Origin of the sequence: Labrys sedimenti (assembly GCF_034424805.1) — a bacterium.
Classification (GTDB): domain Bacteria; phylum Pseudomonadota; class Alphaproteobacteria; order Rhizobiales; family Labraceae; genus Labrys; species Labrys sedimenti.
Genome location: NZ_JAXOUF010000012.1, coordinates 1 through 16689, shown reverse-complemented (window position 1 = coordinate 16689; position 16689 = coordinate 1). Strand labels below are relative to the sequence as shown.

The 16689-nt window shown below is 64.9% G+C and carries 13 protein-coding genes; 3 read left to right on the top strand and 10 right to left on the bottom strand.

The genetic code is table 11. The annotated features are described in order from the left end of the window. Positions 1–96: 96 nt before the first annotated feature. From irrA to U1R88_RS25570, 5 genes are all read right to left on the bottom strand, one after another. Positions 97–606, bottom strand: a complete 510-nt coding sequence (gene irrA / locus U1R88_RS25590; RefSeq protein ID WP_082980194.1) for an iron response transcriptional regulator IrrA — start codon at positions 604–606, stop codon at positions 97–99. A 115-nt stretch (positions 607–721) separates the two neighbouring features. After that, positions 722–1909 carry a lytic murein transglycosylase gene (locus U1R88_RS25585; protein WP_322433796.1) on the bottom strand — a complete coding sequence of 396 codons (1188 nt, stop codon included), beginning with the start codon at positions 1907–1909 and terminating at the stop codon, positions 722–724. A gap of 143 nt (positions 1910–2052) precedes the next feature. Then, positions 2053–2637 (bottom strand): cob(I)yrinic acid a,c-diamide adenosyltransferase, encoded by a 585-nt coding sequence (locus tag U1R88_RS25580; RefSeq protein ID WP_322433795.1) that lies wholly within the window; start codon positions 2635–2637, stop codon positions 2053–2055. A 298-nt stretch (positions 2638–2935) separates the two neighbouring features. Next, complete coding sequence (locus tag U1R88_RS25575; RefSeq protein ID WP_322433794.1) at positions 2936–3265, bottom strand: hypothetical protein; 330 nt, start codon at positions 3263–3265, stop codon at positions 2936–2938. A 105-nt stretch (positions 3266–3370) separates the two neighbouring features. Next, complete coding sequence (locus tag U1R88_RS25570) at positions 3371–3562, bottom strand: twin transmembrane helix small protein (RefSeq protein ID WP_322433793.1); 192 nt, start codon at positions 3560–3562, stop codon at positions 3371–3373. A 198-nt stretch (positions 3563–3760) separates the two neighbouring features. Here U1R88_RS25570 and U1R88_RS25565 point away from each other — a divergent pair, with 198 nt between their 5' ends. Together U1R88_RS25565 and eda are read left to right on the top strand one after the other, a co-directional pair. Beyond that, positions 3761–4699 carry a PfkB family carbohydrate kinase gene (locus U1R88_RS25565; protein WP_322433792.1) on the top strand — a complete coding sequence of 313 codons (939 nt, stop codon included), beginning with the start codon at positions 3761–3763 and terminating at the stop codon, positions 4697–4699. A gap of 106 nt (positions 4700–4805) precedes the next feature. Beyond that, positions 4806–5447, top strand: coding sequence for a bifunctional 4-hydroxy-2-oxoglutarate aldolase/2-dehydro-3-deoxy-phosphogluconate aldolase (gene eda / locus U1R88_RS25560; protein ID WP_322433791.1), 642 nt, complete (start codon positions 4806–4808; stop codon positions 5445–5447). Positions 5448–5565: 118 nt separating this feature from the next. Here the strand turns inward: eda and U1R88_RS25555 are convergent, their stop codons facing one another. Continuing rightward, positions 5566–6339 (bottom strand): transporter substrate-binding domain-containing protein, encoded by a 774-nt coding sequence (locus tag U1R88_RS25555; RefSeq protein ID WP_322433790.1) that lies wholly within the window; start codon positions 6337–6339, stop codon positions 5566–5568. A gap of 124 nt (positions 6340–6463) precedes the next feature. Then, a complete protein-coding gene (locus tag U1R88_RS25550) occupies positions 6464–9514 on the bottom strand; it encodes an aminotransferase class III-fold pyridoxal phosphate-dependent enzyme (RefSeq protein WP_322433789.1) in 3051 nt (1016 codons plus the stop codon). Positions 9515–9652: 138 nt separating this feature from the next. Here U1R88_RS25550 and U1R88_RS25545 point away from each other — a divergent pair, with 138 nt between their 5' ends. Next, positions 9653–10090: an Lrp/AsnC family transcriptional regulator gene (locus tag U1R88_RS25545; RefSeq protein WP_322433788.1), complete on the top strand. Its 438-nt coding sequence runs from the start codon at positions 9653–9655 to the stop codon at positions 10088–10090. Between the two features lie 106 nt (positions 10091–10196). Here the strand turns inward: U1R88_RS25545 and U1R88_RS25540 are convergent, their stop codons facing one another. From U1R88_RS25540 to U1R88_RS25530, 3 genes are all read right to left on the bottom strand, one after another. Next, positions 10197–11306 carry a DNA translocase FtsK gene (locus tag U1R88_RS25540; protein ID WP_322433787.1) on the bottom strand — a complete coding sequence of 370 codons (1110 nt, stop codon included), beginning with the start codon at positions 11304–11306 and terminating at the stop codon, positions 10197–10199. A 211-nt stretch (positions 11307–11517) separates the two neighbouring features. Then, positions 11518–14313: a DNA translocase FtsK gene (locus U1R88_RS25535; RefSeq protein ID WP_322433786.1), complete on the bottom strand. Its 2796-nt coding sequence runs from the start codon at positions 14311–14313 to the stop codon at positions 11518–11520. Positions 14314–14728: 415 nt separating this feature from the next. Beyond that, positions 14729–16273 carry an OpgD/OpgG family glucan biosynthesis protein gene (locus U1R88_RS25530; RefSeq protein WP_322433785.1) on the bottom strand — a complete coding sequence of 515 codons (1545 nt, stop codon included), beginning with the start codon at positions 16271–16273 and terminating at the stop codon, positions 14729–14731. Between the last annotated feature and the right edge of the window lie 416 nt (positions 16274–16689).

Genomic DNA, 16689 nt, shown 5'->3' with positions numbered 1-16689 from the left:
GATTGCTCGGAACGAAGACGTGCATGACCAAGGCATGCGCAAAAGAAAACGGCGCGGCCGAGCCGCGCCGTTTCATCAAACTCGATGGAGAATGCCTCAGTCCTTGCGGCGCAGGCGCACGATCACGTCGACGCGCGCAACTTCGTAGCCCGCCGGCACCTGCGGCATCTCGGCCATGTTGACCTCGCCGGGGATGTCGAGCACCTCATTGTCGCCTTCGACGAAATAATGATGGTGCTCATGCACATTGGTGTCGAAATAGGTCTTCGACCCGTCCACGGCGAATTCGCGCAGCAGGCCGACTTCGGTGAACTGGTGCAGCGTGTTGTAGACGGTGGCGAGCGAGACCGGCACCCGGGCCTTGGAGGCCTCGTCATGCAGCATCTCGGCGGTGATGTGCCGATCGCCCTTCTGGAACAGCAGCCAGCCCAGCGCCAGGCGCTGGCGGGTGGGCCTCAGGCCGACGTCGCGCAGCATCGAACGCACGTCATGGAACGGGCAGCCCGTGCGCTGGTGGTCGCGGGAGGAAAGCTCGCGCGAGGGCGATGCATCCGGCGTGGCCGCCTTGGCGGAACGATCGAAGTGAATGACTGTGGTCGCTGACATGGTGCGGTTCTACAACTTTTCTCGGCGACATTCTAGGGCAAGTGATGCCGCAGGCGCAATCATCATAATGGCTGATACCAACTAGCCCTTGGAAAAATGGCGCTTTTTTTTGCGATCAGCCTCGCTTCAGGGCCGTCAGGACCTTCAACCCAGGGTGACCGGTGACCGGCAGGCCGAGCCGGCGCTGCACGTCGCGGATGGCCTGGATGGTCTTGGCGCCGATCGAGCCGTCGGGCGTACCGATATCATAGCCCCTGCGTGCCAGCAGAGCCTGCAATTCCTTGCGCTGCGCCCGCGACAGGCCGGGATCATCGGTCGGCCAGGGCGTCGCAAAGGGGCTGCCGCCCCGGATGCGGTCCGACAGGTGGGCGATCGCCAGGGCATAGGATTCGGCGGCGTTGTAGGAATAGATCGCATCGAAATTGCGGAAGACCACGAAGGCCGGCCCCTGCGGCCCGGCCGGCAGCAGGATGGCGGCCCGGGCGTTACCGCCCTGCAGCGGAGCACCGTCGATGCGGGTCACGCCCATCGCGGCCCAGGAACCGAGCGGGCGCTTCTTGGTGCGGCCGGCCAGCCCCGCCTTGAAGCCGGGCGGCAGGCGCACCTCATAGCCCCAGCGCGTGCCGGGGGTCCAGCCGGAGCGGGCCAGGTAATTGGCGGTGGAAGCGAGCGCATCGGGCACGGAATCGACCACGTCGCGGCGACCGTCGCCGTCGCCGTCCACGGCCAGGCGCAGGAAGGTCGAGGGCATGAACTGGGTATTGCCGAAGGCGCCTGCCCAGGAGCCGACCAGATGATCGGGATTGACGTCGCCGCGCTGGATGATCTTCAGCGTGGCGATGAGCTCACCCTGGAAATAGGCCTGGCGGCGGCCGGCATAGCAGGACAGCGTGGCCAGCGACTGCACCAGCGGGCGTGTGCCCTTGCTCTCGCCATAGTTGGACTCGACGCCCCACACCGCCACCACCACGGCCGGGTCGACGCCGTAGCGCCGCTGCACGCCGGAGAGCACCGAGCCATATCGGGCCAGCATCTGCTTGCCGTCGGCCACGCGTTGCGCATCGACCAGCGAGGCCATGTAGTCCCAGATCGGCGTCTTGAACTCGGGCTGCTTGTTCATCGCGTCGATCACGGTCATGTCCGGCTGCAGGCCGCTGAACTGCCGGTTGATCACCGATGACGACACCCCCGCCGCACCGGCACGCGCGCCGATGGCGGAAAGGCACTGTTGGAAGGAGGCGGCCGACGCCGGCAGAGCGGAGAGGGCGAGCAGCGCAAGGGCAGGCAGGACTGTCTTTTTCATGGCCATGATCATGATTCATCAAGGTAAATGAAAGATGGCCAAACCGGCCGAAACGGGATGGGCCCGGATTAATTGCGCGCAATGATTGCGCGGACATGACGGGAAATGGCGCCAGTGCCTTCTGCCCTACGGGCGCAGGACGCTCAACGGTTCGCGCCGGGCACCCAGAGCACGTCGCCGCTGGCCTTGTGGTTGAGGTAGCGGCTCGCCACGAACAGGTGGTCGGAGAGGCGATTCACATAGGCGAGCGCCTCGGCGGAGACCAGTTCGCCCACCGATTGCGACAGCGCCACCATCACGCGCTCGGCCCGGCGGCTGACGGTACGCGCCAGATGCAGCTGGCTGGCGCAGGGCGTGCCGCCCGGCAGCACGAAGCTCTTCAGCGGCGCAAGATCGGCATTCATGGCATCGATCTCCTGCTCCAGCCGGTCGACCTGGGCCAGCACGATACGCAGCGGCTTCCAGGTGATCTCCTTCTCGCCGCCCTCGGGCGTGCACAGATCCGCGCCGAGATCGAACAGATCGTTCTGGATGCGGGCGAGCATGGCATCGATATCAGCATCCTCGCGGGCGCTATACTGGCGGGCGAGACCGATCACCGCATTGGCCTCGTCGACCGTGCCATAGGCCTCGACCCTCAGATCGGCCTTCGAACGGCGCTCACCGGTACCGAGCCCGGTCGAACCGTCATCGCCGGTACGGGTGTAGATCTTGTTGAGACGAACCATGGCGCTTGCCCCGCATTGTTTGGGTTTCGGGGATCATTGTCATTGCCGGGGCAGCGACGCAATCCAGGGGGCCGGCAAGCACGAAGGCAAATGCCTTGAGCGGCCCGGCCAGGAGAGCATCCGGCCGGGCCTTGTGCCGGCACCACGTTATCCCCAACAGGTACCGGACGGGCGGACCCTAGGGGCCGGATGTAACTCAAACGTAAACGCGGGACGGTTTATGGCACCGACGGCGCGATGCCAGTGACCGGCACAGGTCACGCGGCGGCTCGCCAGGCCGCCGCACTGCCTTATGGGATCATTGGCTCAGAGCGCCGCCGAGAAGGGCGCCGAGGGCGAACGCCGCCACGGGATACCACATGCCGTCACGGTGGCGACGATAGCCCGGCCGGTAATCGCGATAGCCGCGATAGCCGTGGTAGTAGCCGGCACCATTCGGCCTGCGATTTGGTCCCCAGCCCCTGGGATAACGGTCAGGTCCCCGGTGTTGCCCACCCCAGCTGCCGGGACGATGATCTCTCCAGTCGCGCTGGTGTTGTTCACGTGGAAAGAAATTTTGGGCCTGAGCACTTGCCAATGGGGCAGAGATTACCAATGAAGCCAATGCAATCTTCAAAAAATTCCGCATGAATCGTTCCTCGGTTAATACGCAGACCGAGGTTACGCAACGAAATCTGAATACACGATGAAGCTTATATTCAAGAAATTGTAGAACTGGGAGAATTTTCGTCACTTATTTGTGAGCGAAATAAATCGCCGCCATGATGATGATGATCGCCACGGCCTGCAACAGGACGCGCATCTGCATCAGCCGCTGGGAGCGCCAGCCATCGCCACCCTTGAGCATGTTGTGCAGGCCCAAGCCGAGCACGATGGCGACCGCCAGAATGGCGAAGGGCACGAGAATATAGAAGAACTTGGCCATCCCGCGGTTCTATGCCTTCGCTTAGCCGGCGTCGAGGCCGATATGGCATCCGGTCGAAAAAGTCGCGGCCGCCGGTGGGGCGGCGCCCTTCCACCGCCGGTGCGGGCAATGCTATGACAAATGCGATCATCCGCTCGAATACCGCGCCGCGGCCCCCTTCGTTCGATGACATTGTTTTCATCGCAGAGGGAGAGAGCGGTGCCCGAGTCAGCCGGCAAGATCGTGCATGTGGTGTGCTGCGGCGCCTCTTCCTTCGATTCGATCTTCCAGCTCGATAGCCTGCCGAGCGGTCCCGGCAAGGTCCTGCCCAGCCGGGTAACGGAGGTGGCCCATGGCATGGCCGCCAGTGCCGCTGCCGCGATCGCCCGGCTGGGCGGGCGCAGCACCCTGCTCTCGCGCGTCGGGGATGACGCGATCGGCGAGCGTGTCGTTGCCGACCTGACGGCAGCCGGCATCGACTGCCGCTTCATCCGTCGGGCCCGGGGTGCGCGCTCGCCGATCTCGACCGTGCTGGTCGACCGCCATGGCGAGAGGCTGGTGGTGCCCTATTACGATCCGGCGCTCGGCCAGGACCCGTCCTGGCTGCCGCTCGAACTGGTCGCCCGTGCCGACGCCGCGCTCGTCGACATACGCTGGCCCGAGGGTGCAGCCGCCGTGCTGAAGGCGGCGCGCGCCGCCGGCCGCCCCGCCGTGCTCGATGCCGATACCGGCCCGGCCGGCGTGACAATGGCACTTGCCGCGCTGGCGAGCCATGTCGTCTTCTCCGAACCGGCGGCGCTGGCGCTGAGCGGCACCTCCAGCCCAGGCAAGGCGCTGCGTGTGTTGGCCGGTCGTTTCGCCGGTTTCCTCGCCGTCACGGCCGGGCCGGAAGGCTGCTTCTGGCTCGACCGTGAAACGGACCGGATCGAGCAGTTGCGCCCGCCCGCGGTCGAGGCTGTCGACACGCTGGCGGCGGGCGACGTCTTCCACGGTGCCTTCACCCTCGCCATCGCCGAAGAGGCCCCCATCCCGCAGGCCATCGCCTTCGCCAATGTCGCCGCGGCCCTCAAATGCCGCAGCTTCGGCGGGCGGCTGGGCACGCCCGACCGGGCCGAGGTGGAGGCGACGCTGTCTAGAGCAAAACGCGTTCAGGCGTGAACGCCTATTTGTTCCAACTCTTTGTTCCGACGCGTCTTTGCGATTCGAGATGACTCCGTCAAATCGCAAAACGCTATAGTTTGGAAAGAACAGGTCTGGAGGAAAAATGACAAATATTGCCGAATTGCGGGCCCGCCTCGCCGAAACGCCGATCCTGCCAGTGATGGCGATCAAGGATCCAGACGAGGGTCTAAGCGATATCGACGGCCTTGTGGCAGCGGGAGCCCCCGTGGTCGAGATCCTCTTCCGCACGCCCGAGGCGCCGGCGGTGCTGAAGGCTGCCAAGGCGCGCCATCCCGGCTGCCTGTTCGGCGCCGGCACCATGCTGCTGGCGAACCATGTGCGCCAGGCCCTCGACGCCGGCGCGGACTTCACGGTCAGCCCCGGCCTCACGCCCGCGCTGCAGGCGCTGGTCGCCGCCAGCGGTCTGCCCCATATCCCCGGCGTGCAGACGGCCTCGGAGACGATGCAGGCCTGCGAATATGGCTATACGCTGATGAAATACTACCCTTCGGAGGCCTCCAACGGCCCCGCAGTGCTGGCGGATTACGCCAACATCTTCGAAGGCGTCGGCTTCGTCACCACGGGCGGCATCGAGACGACGCTGCTGCCGGCCTATGGCGCAGTGCGCAACATCGTCGCCGTCGGCGGCTCCTGGATGCTGCCCTCGCGCCACACGCCCGGCTCGCCCTGCCTGCTGCGGCAGGCCGAGATCTTCAAGGCGGCGCGCGCAGCGGCAGGGGGATAAGGGCAAGCGGAATTCCCGGGTGCGCGGACGTCTCGTCCGCATCTTTCTCACCCCAAGCGCGGCGTTTCCAAGAGCGGACGAGACGTCCGCGCACCCGGGAGAAACGTCCTTTTCTAGCTCACTTCGGCGGCGTGCCGACCTCGAACTTGAAGTATTTCTTGGCCATCGGCTCGAACTCGCCGCTCTTGTAGATAGCGCGGATGGCATCGTCGAAGGCGGCCTTCAGCTTGGTGTCGTCCTTGCGCATGCCGCCGCCGATGCCGGTATCGAAGCTCGGATCCTTGGGGAAATCCTTGACTTCGCAGCAGGCGCCATCCGAGCTCGTCAGGAAGCCCTGCATGCCGACGGCATCGCCGATGATCAGGTCGATGCGCCCGGCCGCCAAGTCCGAATTGGCCGTATCCTGCTGGCTGTAGACCTTCAGCGTCGCCTCGGGATGGGCCTTCTCGATATAGGCGGCATGGATGGTGCTTACCTGCGCGCCGACGCTCTTGCCGGAGAGGCCGCCGGAGCCGAAGTCGAACTTGTCGTCCTTGTTGCCGATGAAGACGGACGGTGTGTTGTAGATCGGAATGGTGAAGGCGATCTGTTTCTGGCGCTCCGGCGTGATCGACATCGAGCCCCAGATCACATCGATCTTGCCGGCCTGGAGCGCCGGCATCATGCCGTCCCAGGCCATCGGCGTGATCACGCAGTCGAGCTTGGCGGTCTTGCACACGGCCTTGGCGTAATCGAGCGCAAAGCCTTCCCACTCGCCCGCGGCGTTCTTGAAGGCGATCGGCGGGTAAGGCTCGGCGGCGATGCCGACCTTCACCGGATCGGCTTGGGCCACAGCGGTGGTAGCGAGCAGTGACGCCCCGACGAGCAGTGTCGCAAATATCCTGGTCTTCATGGTTGGTTTCCTCTCTGGTTTTCTCCGAATGCATTCGAGGCATCCGGGTCGTTTGATGTCGGAAGACGGTGACAAAAGCCTTCTCCCGCAAGGGGAGAAGGCAAGTCGCGTCTTAATCATTGCCCTATCGCAGCCCGCTCACCTCCTCGAAGGTCCCCTCCAGGACCTCCATGAGGAGATCGGCATCGGCCTTGGCGAAGATCATCGGCGGGCGCAGCTTGAGGACGTTGTCATGCGGCCCCTCGGTGCCCATCAGCACGCCGCGCCGGCGGGCGCCGTTGTTGACGGCCCGGGCGAACTCGGTGGCCGGCTGCTTGGTCTTGCGGTCGGTGACGAGCTCGATGCCGAGGAAGAGCCCCTGCCCGCGCACATCGCCGATGATGTCGTAGCGCTCCTGCAGCTTGCGGAAGCGGGTGAGGAGATAGTCACCCATGGCGAGGGCATTGGCGCGCAGGCCATCGCGCTCGATCACGTCGAGCACCGCGAGACCGACGGCGCAGGAGACCGGATTGCCACCGAAAGTGTTGAAATATTCCATGCCGTTGTTGAAGGAGGCGGCGACCTCCTTGGTGGTCACCACCGCGGCCATCGGATGGCCGTTGCCGATCGGCTTGCCCATGGTGACGATGTCGGGCACCACGTCCTGCAATTCGAAGGCCCACCAATGGCTGCCGACCCGCCCGAAGCCGACCTGCACCTCGTCGGCGACGCACAGGCCCCCGGCCGCACGCACCATGGCGTAGACTTCCTTCAGATAGCCTTCCGGCAGGAACACCTGCCCGGCGACGCTGGGGATGGATTCGGCCATGAACAGGCCGGGCGCCCTGCCCTGCCGCTTCATTTCAGTGATCTGATCGGCCACGCTCTCAGCATAGCGGCTGGCGATCTCCCCCACCGGCCAGTCCGCCGGGGCGCGATAGCTGTCGGGGATGGCGGCCTCGAAGACATGCGCCTTGCGGCCCTCGCCACCCTTGCGTTTGTACTTGTAGGGGCTGAGGTCGATCAGGGCCTGGGTGGTGCCGTGATAGGCCCAGTCCAGCACGATCGCCTCGTCCCGGCCGGTATGGGTGCGGGCCATGCGCAGCATCAGGCTGTTGGCCTCACTGCCGGTGCAGGCGAAGCTCGCCACCGTCAGATCGCCGGGCAGCGTGGCGGTGAGCCGTTCGGCATACTCGACGATATTGTCGTGCAGATAGCGCGTATTGGTGTTGAGGATCCCCGCCTGCCGCGCCAGCGCTTCCACCACCTCAGGATGGACGTGGCCGAGATGGCAGACATTGTTGAAACAGTCGAGATAGGCCCGGCCGCGATCGTCGATCAGCCAGACGCCCTCCCCGCGCACGAACTTGATCGGCTCCTGGTAGGAAATCGAGAGGTTGGGCAGCAAAGCGCGCTTGCGTTCGGCCACGATCGCTTCGCGGCTGCGGCCGCTTTGATGGAAAGTCTCGGGCGGCATGCCGGCGAATTCGGCCGGATCGGGAAAAAGCTCCGCCCACACTGGCAGATAGGGCGCTTCCCCGACGCCGAGAATCTCGGTGGCGGTGAGTCCGGTCGCCGTCGACAGCTGCAGGTGCAGATGCGGCGCCCAGCCGCCATTCTCGGTCGGAGCGCCCATCTCGCCGACGAGATCGCCGGCTTGCAGGCGATCGCCCGGCTTCAGGCGCCCGACAGCCTCATGCGCCAGATGGCCCCAAAGGCTGACGAAGGGCGGGCAGCCCGCGGGAGCGTGCTCGAGCTTGATCAGGCAGCCATAGCCGAGCGCCTCGGTCTCGATCACGACTTCCTTCACTGTGGCCGCCAGCGGCGTAAACAGCCTGGTACCGGCAGGCAGGAAGAGATCGAGGCCGAGATGGCGCGTGCGGCGCGTGCCCGCCACCAGGCGGGATTCGAACATCGGGCTGGTATAGACGGTGCGCTCCTCGCCCCAGGGGCCGATGCCGAGATCGATGCCCTCGCCCGCGCAATGTTCGTCCCACCAGGCTGTGGCCTTTTCCGGATCCTCGGCGGCCGAGGCCACCGTCATCGGATTGGCCGGGTCGCCATAGGGCACCAGCCCCTTGCGCATCCGCGCCGGATGCTGCGACAGGACCGGGCGAAAGCCCTTGGCCTCAGCCCGGATCCAGCCGATGGCGGCCCGGGATCCCGGCACGGCGTCGAAGCCGCAGGCCTGGCGCAGGATCGCGGTGGCGAAGACCGGATTGATGGCATCGAGCCGCTGCAGCAGCGTCCAGGCAGGGGCTTCGCTGACGGCGAGATAGGGATTGTCTGCGACCTTGTCGTGGCGCTGGGCCGACATCGTCACGCTGGTGACGAGGCGCAGGGCGATCAGGTCGAAGAGAACGTCGACCTCCTGCTCCTGCAGCGGATAGGCGGCGTGGAAGCCGGCGACGATGGCCGCGGCCGCCCCGATGGGATCGGCGAGGTCGAGAATCGAATAGGCGCAGGCGACGGCGAGTTCCGCGATCAGCAGGGAATGCAGCGCATCGCCGAAATCGATCAGGCCGGCGACACGGCCCGAGCCGTCGGCAGCGACCAGCACGTTCCAGTCATTGGCGTCGTTGTGGATGACGGCGGCGCGCAGGGCCGGCAGGCGCGGCGCCACATGGGCGTCGAAACGGTCGAGGAAGCGGGTGAGCAGTGCCCGTTTTTCCGGATCGGCGACGAAATGAAGGCGCTGGCGCGCCTCTCCGGCCGTGCGGATGTCCCATTCGAAGCTACGGAGCGCGCCGGGATGGATAAACCCCTGCATGGCGCGATCGAGCTCGCCGAGCACGCGGCCGAGATCGGCGAGGGTTTCGAGCGTGCGCTCGGCCTTGGCCAGCGGCTCGCCGATCTGCCATTCGACCATGCGCGCCCGGAACGGCCCGCCTTCCACCTGCACCTCGGCGAGGGCCTTTCCACCCCGGCTGCGCTTGAGCCGCGGCACCGACAGACCGGGTGCATGCGCCGCGAGATGATCGAGCAAGGCGGTCTGGAAATCGCTCTGCTCCTGGGGCTCGCTGGCATTGACGATCTTGAGCACGAAGCCCGGTTCGCCGGGAACCTCGATGCGGAAATTCTGGTCGCGCTCGCTGGCGAGCGGGCTGACTGCGCCTTCGACGCCAAAAACATCCCGCGCGATCGCTTGAGCCTCGGCTGGAGACAGGGAGGGTGCGGGATGGGTCAGATCGGTCATGGAACAAGCTTTTCGGCGAGGCTACGATAGCGCCAAGCTTCACCCGGACCGTGCGCCGGGGCATCCGTTTATCGGCCGGTTCGGCCGGACGTTTGCCGGCTTTGACCGGCAATTCGTCGGCGACTAAGAAGGGCGGCGATGAAGGACCTCGACGATAAAGACCGCGCCATTCTCAGCATCCTGACGCGCGATGCCAAGATTCCGCTGAAAACCCTGGCGGGCCGTATCGGGCTGTCACGCAGCGCCACCAGCGAGCGCGTGCTGATGCTGGAACGCGCCGGCATCATCCGCGGCTATCGCGCCGATGTTGGCACGCTCGAAGACGGCGCGGTCGGCGCCTTCCTGATGATCAACCTGGTGCGCACGCCCGCCCCGCGCGTGCTCGACCAGCTCGCCGCCTATCCCGAGGTCAGGCGCGTCTCCTCAATCGGCGGCCAGCTCGACCTGGTGGTCGAAGTCGAGGCTCCCTCCATTGGCCGCCTCAACACCATCCGCGACAGCGTCGCCCTGCTCGAAGAAGTCGACGACCTCACCACCGCCATCGTGCTGCGGCGGGATATCGACCGGATGGGGTGAGCGTTTTTGGGTGCCAGGGCGTCTCGTGCGGTCTGGGTGCTACGCCTTGAATTCTGCACGTCAGGGAATGCGAAGAGCGGGCAAGATGCCCGGGCACGCCGAGGCTCTATTTCTCGTCCTCCCCGCCGCTGCGAATGTCGCGGCTGCAGGCCAGGACCTCGCGCTTGCCGGCGTGGTTGGCGGCGTCAACGATGCCTTCCTTCTTCATGCGCGTCACGATCATGGTGGCGCGATTGTAGCCGATGCCGAGCTCGCGTTGGAGGACGGAGGCCGAGCATCTCATCTCGCGCATCACCACCTCAAGGGCTTGATCGTAGATGTCTCCACCTTCGTCAAACGCGATGTCCTCCTCTTCCCCGTCGTCCTCCTCGCCAGCCAGTATTGCCTTGAGATACAGGGGCTGGCCTTGCGCTTTGAGATGACAGATAGCTTGTTCGACCTCCTCTTCGGAGATGAACGCCCCCTGTAGACGCGCGCGAAGTCCAGCGATCTTTAGCAATGCATCGCCCTGACCCATGAGTTGTTCGGCGCCCGACTCGCCTAGAACGACGCAACTGTCGGTTCTGGTGGTTAGTTGAAAACACAAACGGGTCGGGAAGCTCTCCCTGATCGCGTCGGTGATGACATCTGCAGATGGACGCTGCGTCGCCACAACCAGATGGATGCCAGCCAAGGCGCCCATCTGGGTCAGACACACGATAGGCTCGTTGAAACGCCGACCTTCTACGATCATCAGATCGGCTATTTCCTCAATGACGATGACAATATGGTGCATCGGCATAAGGTCCACCGCCTCATCGTTCGACGCTGCTACATACTGGTTGTAGCTGCCGATGTCGCGCACCCCAAGCTTGGCCATCTTGGTGTTGCGTTCCTCCATCTCGCGCGTTGCCCAGTTGAGCGCGCGAACCGCCTCCTTCATGTCGCTGATGACGGGAGCTAGCAAATGGGGGATGCCATCATAATCGCAAAACTGCATCATCATGTAATCGATCATGATCATGCGGCATTCTTCCGGGTTCAACCGGCAAAGCAGCGACATGATCACGGCGTCGATGGCGGTCGACTTGCCCGATCCGGTGGTGCCGGCAATGAGCAGATTCGACGCGGCCGCGAGCGATAAGATCAGCGGCGCTCCGTCAACCGTCCTGCCCAGTGCCAGCGGCAGCTTGGATGGCGAACTCGTGAATTCCCGCGAGGCCAGCAATTCGCGCAAATATACTGTTTCGCTCCTGGTATCGGGCGGTTCCTTGCCCGTATCCGACACAAGCTCGTTGCACGGTCCAGCCAACCGGGAAAGCGATGATCGCAAAGCCCCGCATTGCTCATAGGGACCATCCACCATCCACTCGCTTGTCACCTAGCTATCTCCAAGCACCGCATATCGAAGTGCAGAAAATCCTGTCGGTTGGCCGCGCCGCCCTTCCCTATTCCTCATCCTCCTGGCTTTCCTCCTCGCCATTCCTGACGTCGCGGCTGTAGACCAGGATCTCGCGCTTGCCGGCATGGTTGGCCGGGCCGACGATGCCTTCCTTTTCCATGCGCTCGACCAGCGAGGCGGCGCGGTTGTAGCCGATCTGCAGGCGGCGCTGGATGTAGGAGGTCGAGCACTTCTTGTCGCGCATCACCACCTTGAGCGCCTGGTCGTAGAGGTCGCCGCCATCCTCGGAACCCATCGCCGTCTTGTCGAACACGGCGCCGTCGGCGGCCTCGTCGTCCCCGCCCTCGTCCTCATCCGCCGTGATGGCGTCGAGATAATCGGGCCGGCCCTGGGCTTTGAGATGGGTGACCACCTTCTCCACCTCCTCGTCGGAGACGAAGGGGCCGTGCACGCGCGAGATGCGCCCGCCGCCGGCCATGTGCAGCATGTCGCCCTGGCCGAGTAGCTGCTCGGCGCCCTGCTCGCCCAGGATGGTGCGGCTGTCGATCTTGGTGGTGAGCTGGAAGGAGATGCGGGTGGGGAAGTTGGCCTTGATCGTGCCGGTGATGACGTCGACCGAGGGACGCTGCGTCGCCATGATCAGATGGATGCCGGCGGCACGCGCCATCTGGGCCAGGCGCTGGATCGGCCCTTCGACGTTCTTGCCTTCCTGGATCATCAGATCGGCCATTTCGTCGACGATGATGACGATGTAGGGCACCGGCGAGAGGTCCATCTCCTCCTGCTCGTAGAGGGCCTGGCCGGTCTCCTTGTCGAAGCCGGTCTGCACGGTGCGCATCACCGTCTCGCCCTTGGCCATGGCCTCGGCGGCACGCTGGTTGTAGCCGTCGATGTTGCGCACGCCGAGCTTGGCCATCTTCTTGTAGCGCTCTTCCATCTCGCGCACCGCCCATTTGAGCGCGAGCACTACCTTCTTCATGTCGGTGACGACGGGCGCCAGCAGGTGCGGGATGCCGTCATAGATGGAGAGTTCGAGCATCTTGGGATCGACCATGATCATGCGGCACTCCTCCGGCCTCAGCCGGTAGAGCAGCGACAGGATCATGGTGTTGATGGCGACCGACTTGCCCGAGCCGGTGGTGCCGGCGACGAGCAGATGCGGCATCTTTTCGAGCTGCGCCATCACCGGCTCGCCGCCGATGGTCTTGCCCAGCGCCAGCGCCAGCTTGAACTTCGACTTCTCGAAATCCTCCGAGGCCAACAATTCGCGGAAATACACCATTTCGCGCTTGGAATTGGGCAGCTCGATACCGATGACATTGCGGCCGGGTACCACGGCGACGCGGGCCGAAAGCGCCGACATCGAGCGGGCGATGTCGTCGGCGAGGCCAATGACGCGGGCCGCCTTGATACCGGCGGCGGGCTCCAGTTCGTAAAGCGTCACCACCGGACCGGGGCGCACATTGATGATCTCGCCGCGCACGCCGAAATCTTCCAGCACGCCTTCGAGCAGGCGGGCATTCTGTTCGAGCGCCTCCTGCGAGACGCCGATGCCAGCCTGCTTGCGCGGCTCGCTCAACAGAGAGAGCGGCGGCAGTTCGTAGCGGTGCTCGAAAGGGAAATCCGGCTCACTCTCGCGCAGGAGGCGCTTGCCCGGTTTCACAGCCGCGCTCGGCTGGGCCACCCGGGTCGTCGTGATGGCAGGCTCGACCCGACGCGCAGCCTCCTCGGCGCTGATCAGCGGCCGGCGCGGCGGCGGCATCGGCGGCAGTTCGTCCTCGTCGTCATAGGGCGCATAGGCCGGCTGGCTGCCGGAATATTGATCGATCGCCTCGGGCAGTCGATCGTCCAGTTCCTGGCCGTCGAGTGACACGGCCTCATGCGGACGCCGGGCATCGGCGCGCGGAGCGGTGCGCGGCGTGAAGGCCGGCTCGCGGCGGGCCGGCCCGGGCTCGGTCTGCGCGGAGACGGGGCGGGCGATGAGGTGGGCGGCCGCCTTGACGCGGGCAAAGAGATCGGAAATGCCGCCGGGCCGGTACATCGGTGGTTCGCGGCCGTCGCGTTCGTAGCGCTGGCGTTCGATCCGGCTTGGCGTGACCTTGACGCGCTTGCGGAAGAGCGCGCTCTTGGCCATCAGCCCCCAATGCATCAGGGCGCCGAGCACGGCGGAACGCTCGTCCTCCTCGTCCTCCTCCTCGCTCATGCGGCGCGGCTGGCCGCGGATGCGCATCGGCATCTCAGGCGCCGGACGCTCCTCTTCCCGATATTGGAAGAAGAAGCCGGAGGCGATGGCCAGGGTGAAAAAAGCACCGAAACCAAGTGCCAGCGTCAGCACGGCCTGGCCGATCACCGACTTGCCGGCGAAGAACAGCGGCGTGAACAGATAGAAGACCCAGTCGCCGACCGCGCCGCCCAGGCCCGTGGGCAGCGGCCAATGCGCGGTGACCGGCAGGCCCGACAGACAGCCGGCCGCCAGGAGAACGCCCACGGCGAGGCAGATCAGGCGCATGCGCTGCGAATCGAAGGCCTTGTGCGCCAGCAGGCGCCAGCCCAGGAAGGCGAGCGGCGCCAGCAGCGCAATCGAGGCGATGCCGAACATCTGGGTAAGGAAGTCGGCGGTAACGGCACCGGAAAAGCCGAGCCAGTTGCGGATCGGCAGGGCACCGCCGACATGGTTGTAGCTGGCATCCTGCACCGACCAGGTCGCCAATGCGATGGCGGCCAGGCCCGTGAAGCCGATCAGCGCCATGCCGAGCAGTTCGTTCAGCCTGCGCGTCAGCATGCTCTTCAGTTCGTCGGGAAGAGCGTAGCTTTGTGCAAAGCCGCGTCGCATGGTCCGCATTGCCGTAAACCTCAAAGTTGCAAGGTGCGGCAATCCGGATCGGATCGAGACGTCCTTTCGGAAATCTGACGGGAACGCAACACCAATAGCCCAGGCTCACGCTAGGCAAGGCGGGTTAAGGGCCGGTTTATGGCAGACGAGAGCCGATTTCCGGGTGCGTGGCCGTGTTTTCCGCGGTTTGCCTCCTATGCGCAGCGTTTCCAAGAGGCGGACGAGACGTCCGCGCACCCGGGACATGGCCTCGTCTTCGCAGCTTCGGGATCGGAAGTTACGGGGATGGTTTATGCCCCGTAAATTCGGCGCGCTTCCCCTGGAGCGCGGACATCCTGTCCGCTCTTGGACACGCCGCGCGGTGAAGAAGAGGCGGACATCGCGACATGCGGGCATGTCGCTGAGATGTCCATGCTCCAATCCCTCACACCGGCTGGGCCGAGTCGAGCCGGTAGGTCCAGGTCTCCGTCAGCGTCTCCGTGCCCAGGCGCAGGAAAGCCCTGAGGTCGATGTCCTCGCCGGGCGGCGGCTCGGCGTCGAAACTCGCCCGCACCCCATTGATGGCCGGATTGGCCACCACCGAGGGAGCGGACACCGAACCGTTCGAGCCCCAGATCACCAGTTCGATCTTGCTGACGTCGAGGGCGACATCCTTCAGCCGGTCGCCGACGAAATCGATCAGGAAGCGGGTGACGCTGGGCTTGCCGGCAGTGGTGGCTGCGGCGTTGTGGGTTTCGAACGTGGCATAGGCCTGGCCGCCCTGATGCAGCGGACCAGCAACGGCATGGATGACATAGGAAATCTGCGTCTCGCTGCCCGCCTTGGGCTGGATGTCCGGCACCCAGGTGGCAACGACATTGTCGTCGGTCTCGGCGTTTGAATGCAGTTCCACCAGCACCACGCGCCCTTGTCCGAGCCGGCTCTTCATCTCGACCCAATAGCCGGGGCGCTTGTCGTAGAGAGCCTCCAGATCCTGATAGCTGCCGAAGGCGCGGTCGCGCTGGAGGAGACCAAAACCCTTGATGTCCTTGGAAAAGAAATTGGCGACGGAATTGCGCGTGGGGTTGCGCAACGGGCGCCACAGCCATTCCCCGCCTTCGGACTGGATGGCCAGGCCGTCGGAATCATGCACTTCGGGACGGAAGTCCCGCGGGCGATTGAGGGTATTCTCGCCATAGAGGAACATCGAGGTCAGCGGCGCCAGGCCCATCTCTTTGAGGTCCTTGCGCGCGAAGAGCGTGGCCTGCACCGCGACATCATCACCCGTGCCCGGCTCGAACGCGAAACGATAGGCGCCGGTGACGGAGGGGCCGTCGAGCAGGGCATGCACGGCGATGCTGCCCTGGCCGGCCTGCGGTGTCTCGACCCAGAATTCGACGAAATCGGGAAATTCCTCGCCCGGGCCGCCCGACCCCAGCGAGAGCCCGCGCGCCGAGAGGCCGTAATGCTGCCCCTTGCCGAGGAAGCGGAAATAGCTGGCCCCCAGGAAGGCGGCGAGCTCGTCCATCTTACCGCTGTGATTGAGCGGATAGAGCAAGCGTATGCCGGCAAAGCCCAGCGAGGTCGGCAGGCCCTGCGGCGGGCCCCTGTCGCCGAAATCGAACAAATCGGGCGAATAGAACAGCGGCTTGACGGCGCCGTCGGCCACCAGATTCACCTTGGCCTGGTGCTTGAAGATGCTGCCGCGATGGAAGAGCTGCAGGCCGAAATTCGAGCCGCCGTCGCGCAGCAGGGTACGATCGGTGCGGAAATTGATGCGACGGAAATCGTCATAGCTGAGCTGGCTCAGGCTTTCGGGCAGGGCATCGCCGGGACCAACATAGGGCTTGGCCGCCAGTTCTCTCGCCTTGGCGATCACCGTCTCCGGGCCGAAGGTGTCCGTGGCCGCGAGGGCACCACCCCATCCGGTCGCCAGGCTCGCACAGGCCGTTCCGGCCAGTTGCAGGGCGGCACGTCTGGTCAGATCCATGTCAAAGCATTCCCATTTCAAGGCCGGAACACCAGCGAAGGCATTCGCGTCCGCAATTTTACGTTGCGGCAATTGGGCCCTGCCATAATGGCTGGAATTTGTTGCAAAAATGACGTGGCGGGGGTGCTGTTCCCCGCGGATCACAGGCATTCTTTGCCGAATGGGGCGCAGAGATGCGGTGTGCCGATCTTCAGAGCGGCATGTCCAACCTTCCCGAAAACGCTGTCAATTGCAGCGGGTTTTTTCTACCCTTCCAGGACACCCCGACGATCCCTGGGAAATGCGCAGCCTGAGACGGGTTTCCCTAACCGCAAGGACCCCGATTCATGTCTCAGACCGGCCGCCCATCCTTTCTCAGGAGCTTCCTCGCCACCGAGGCTGCCGGCGGCATCATCCTGATGGCGGTGGCGGCGCTC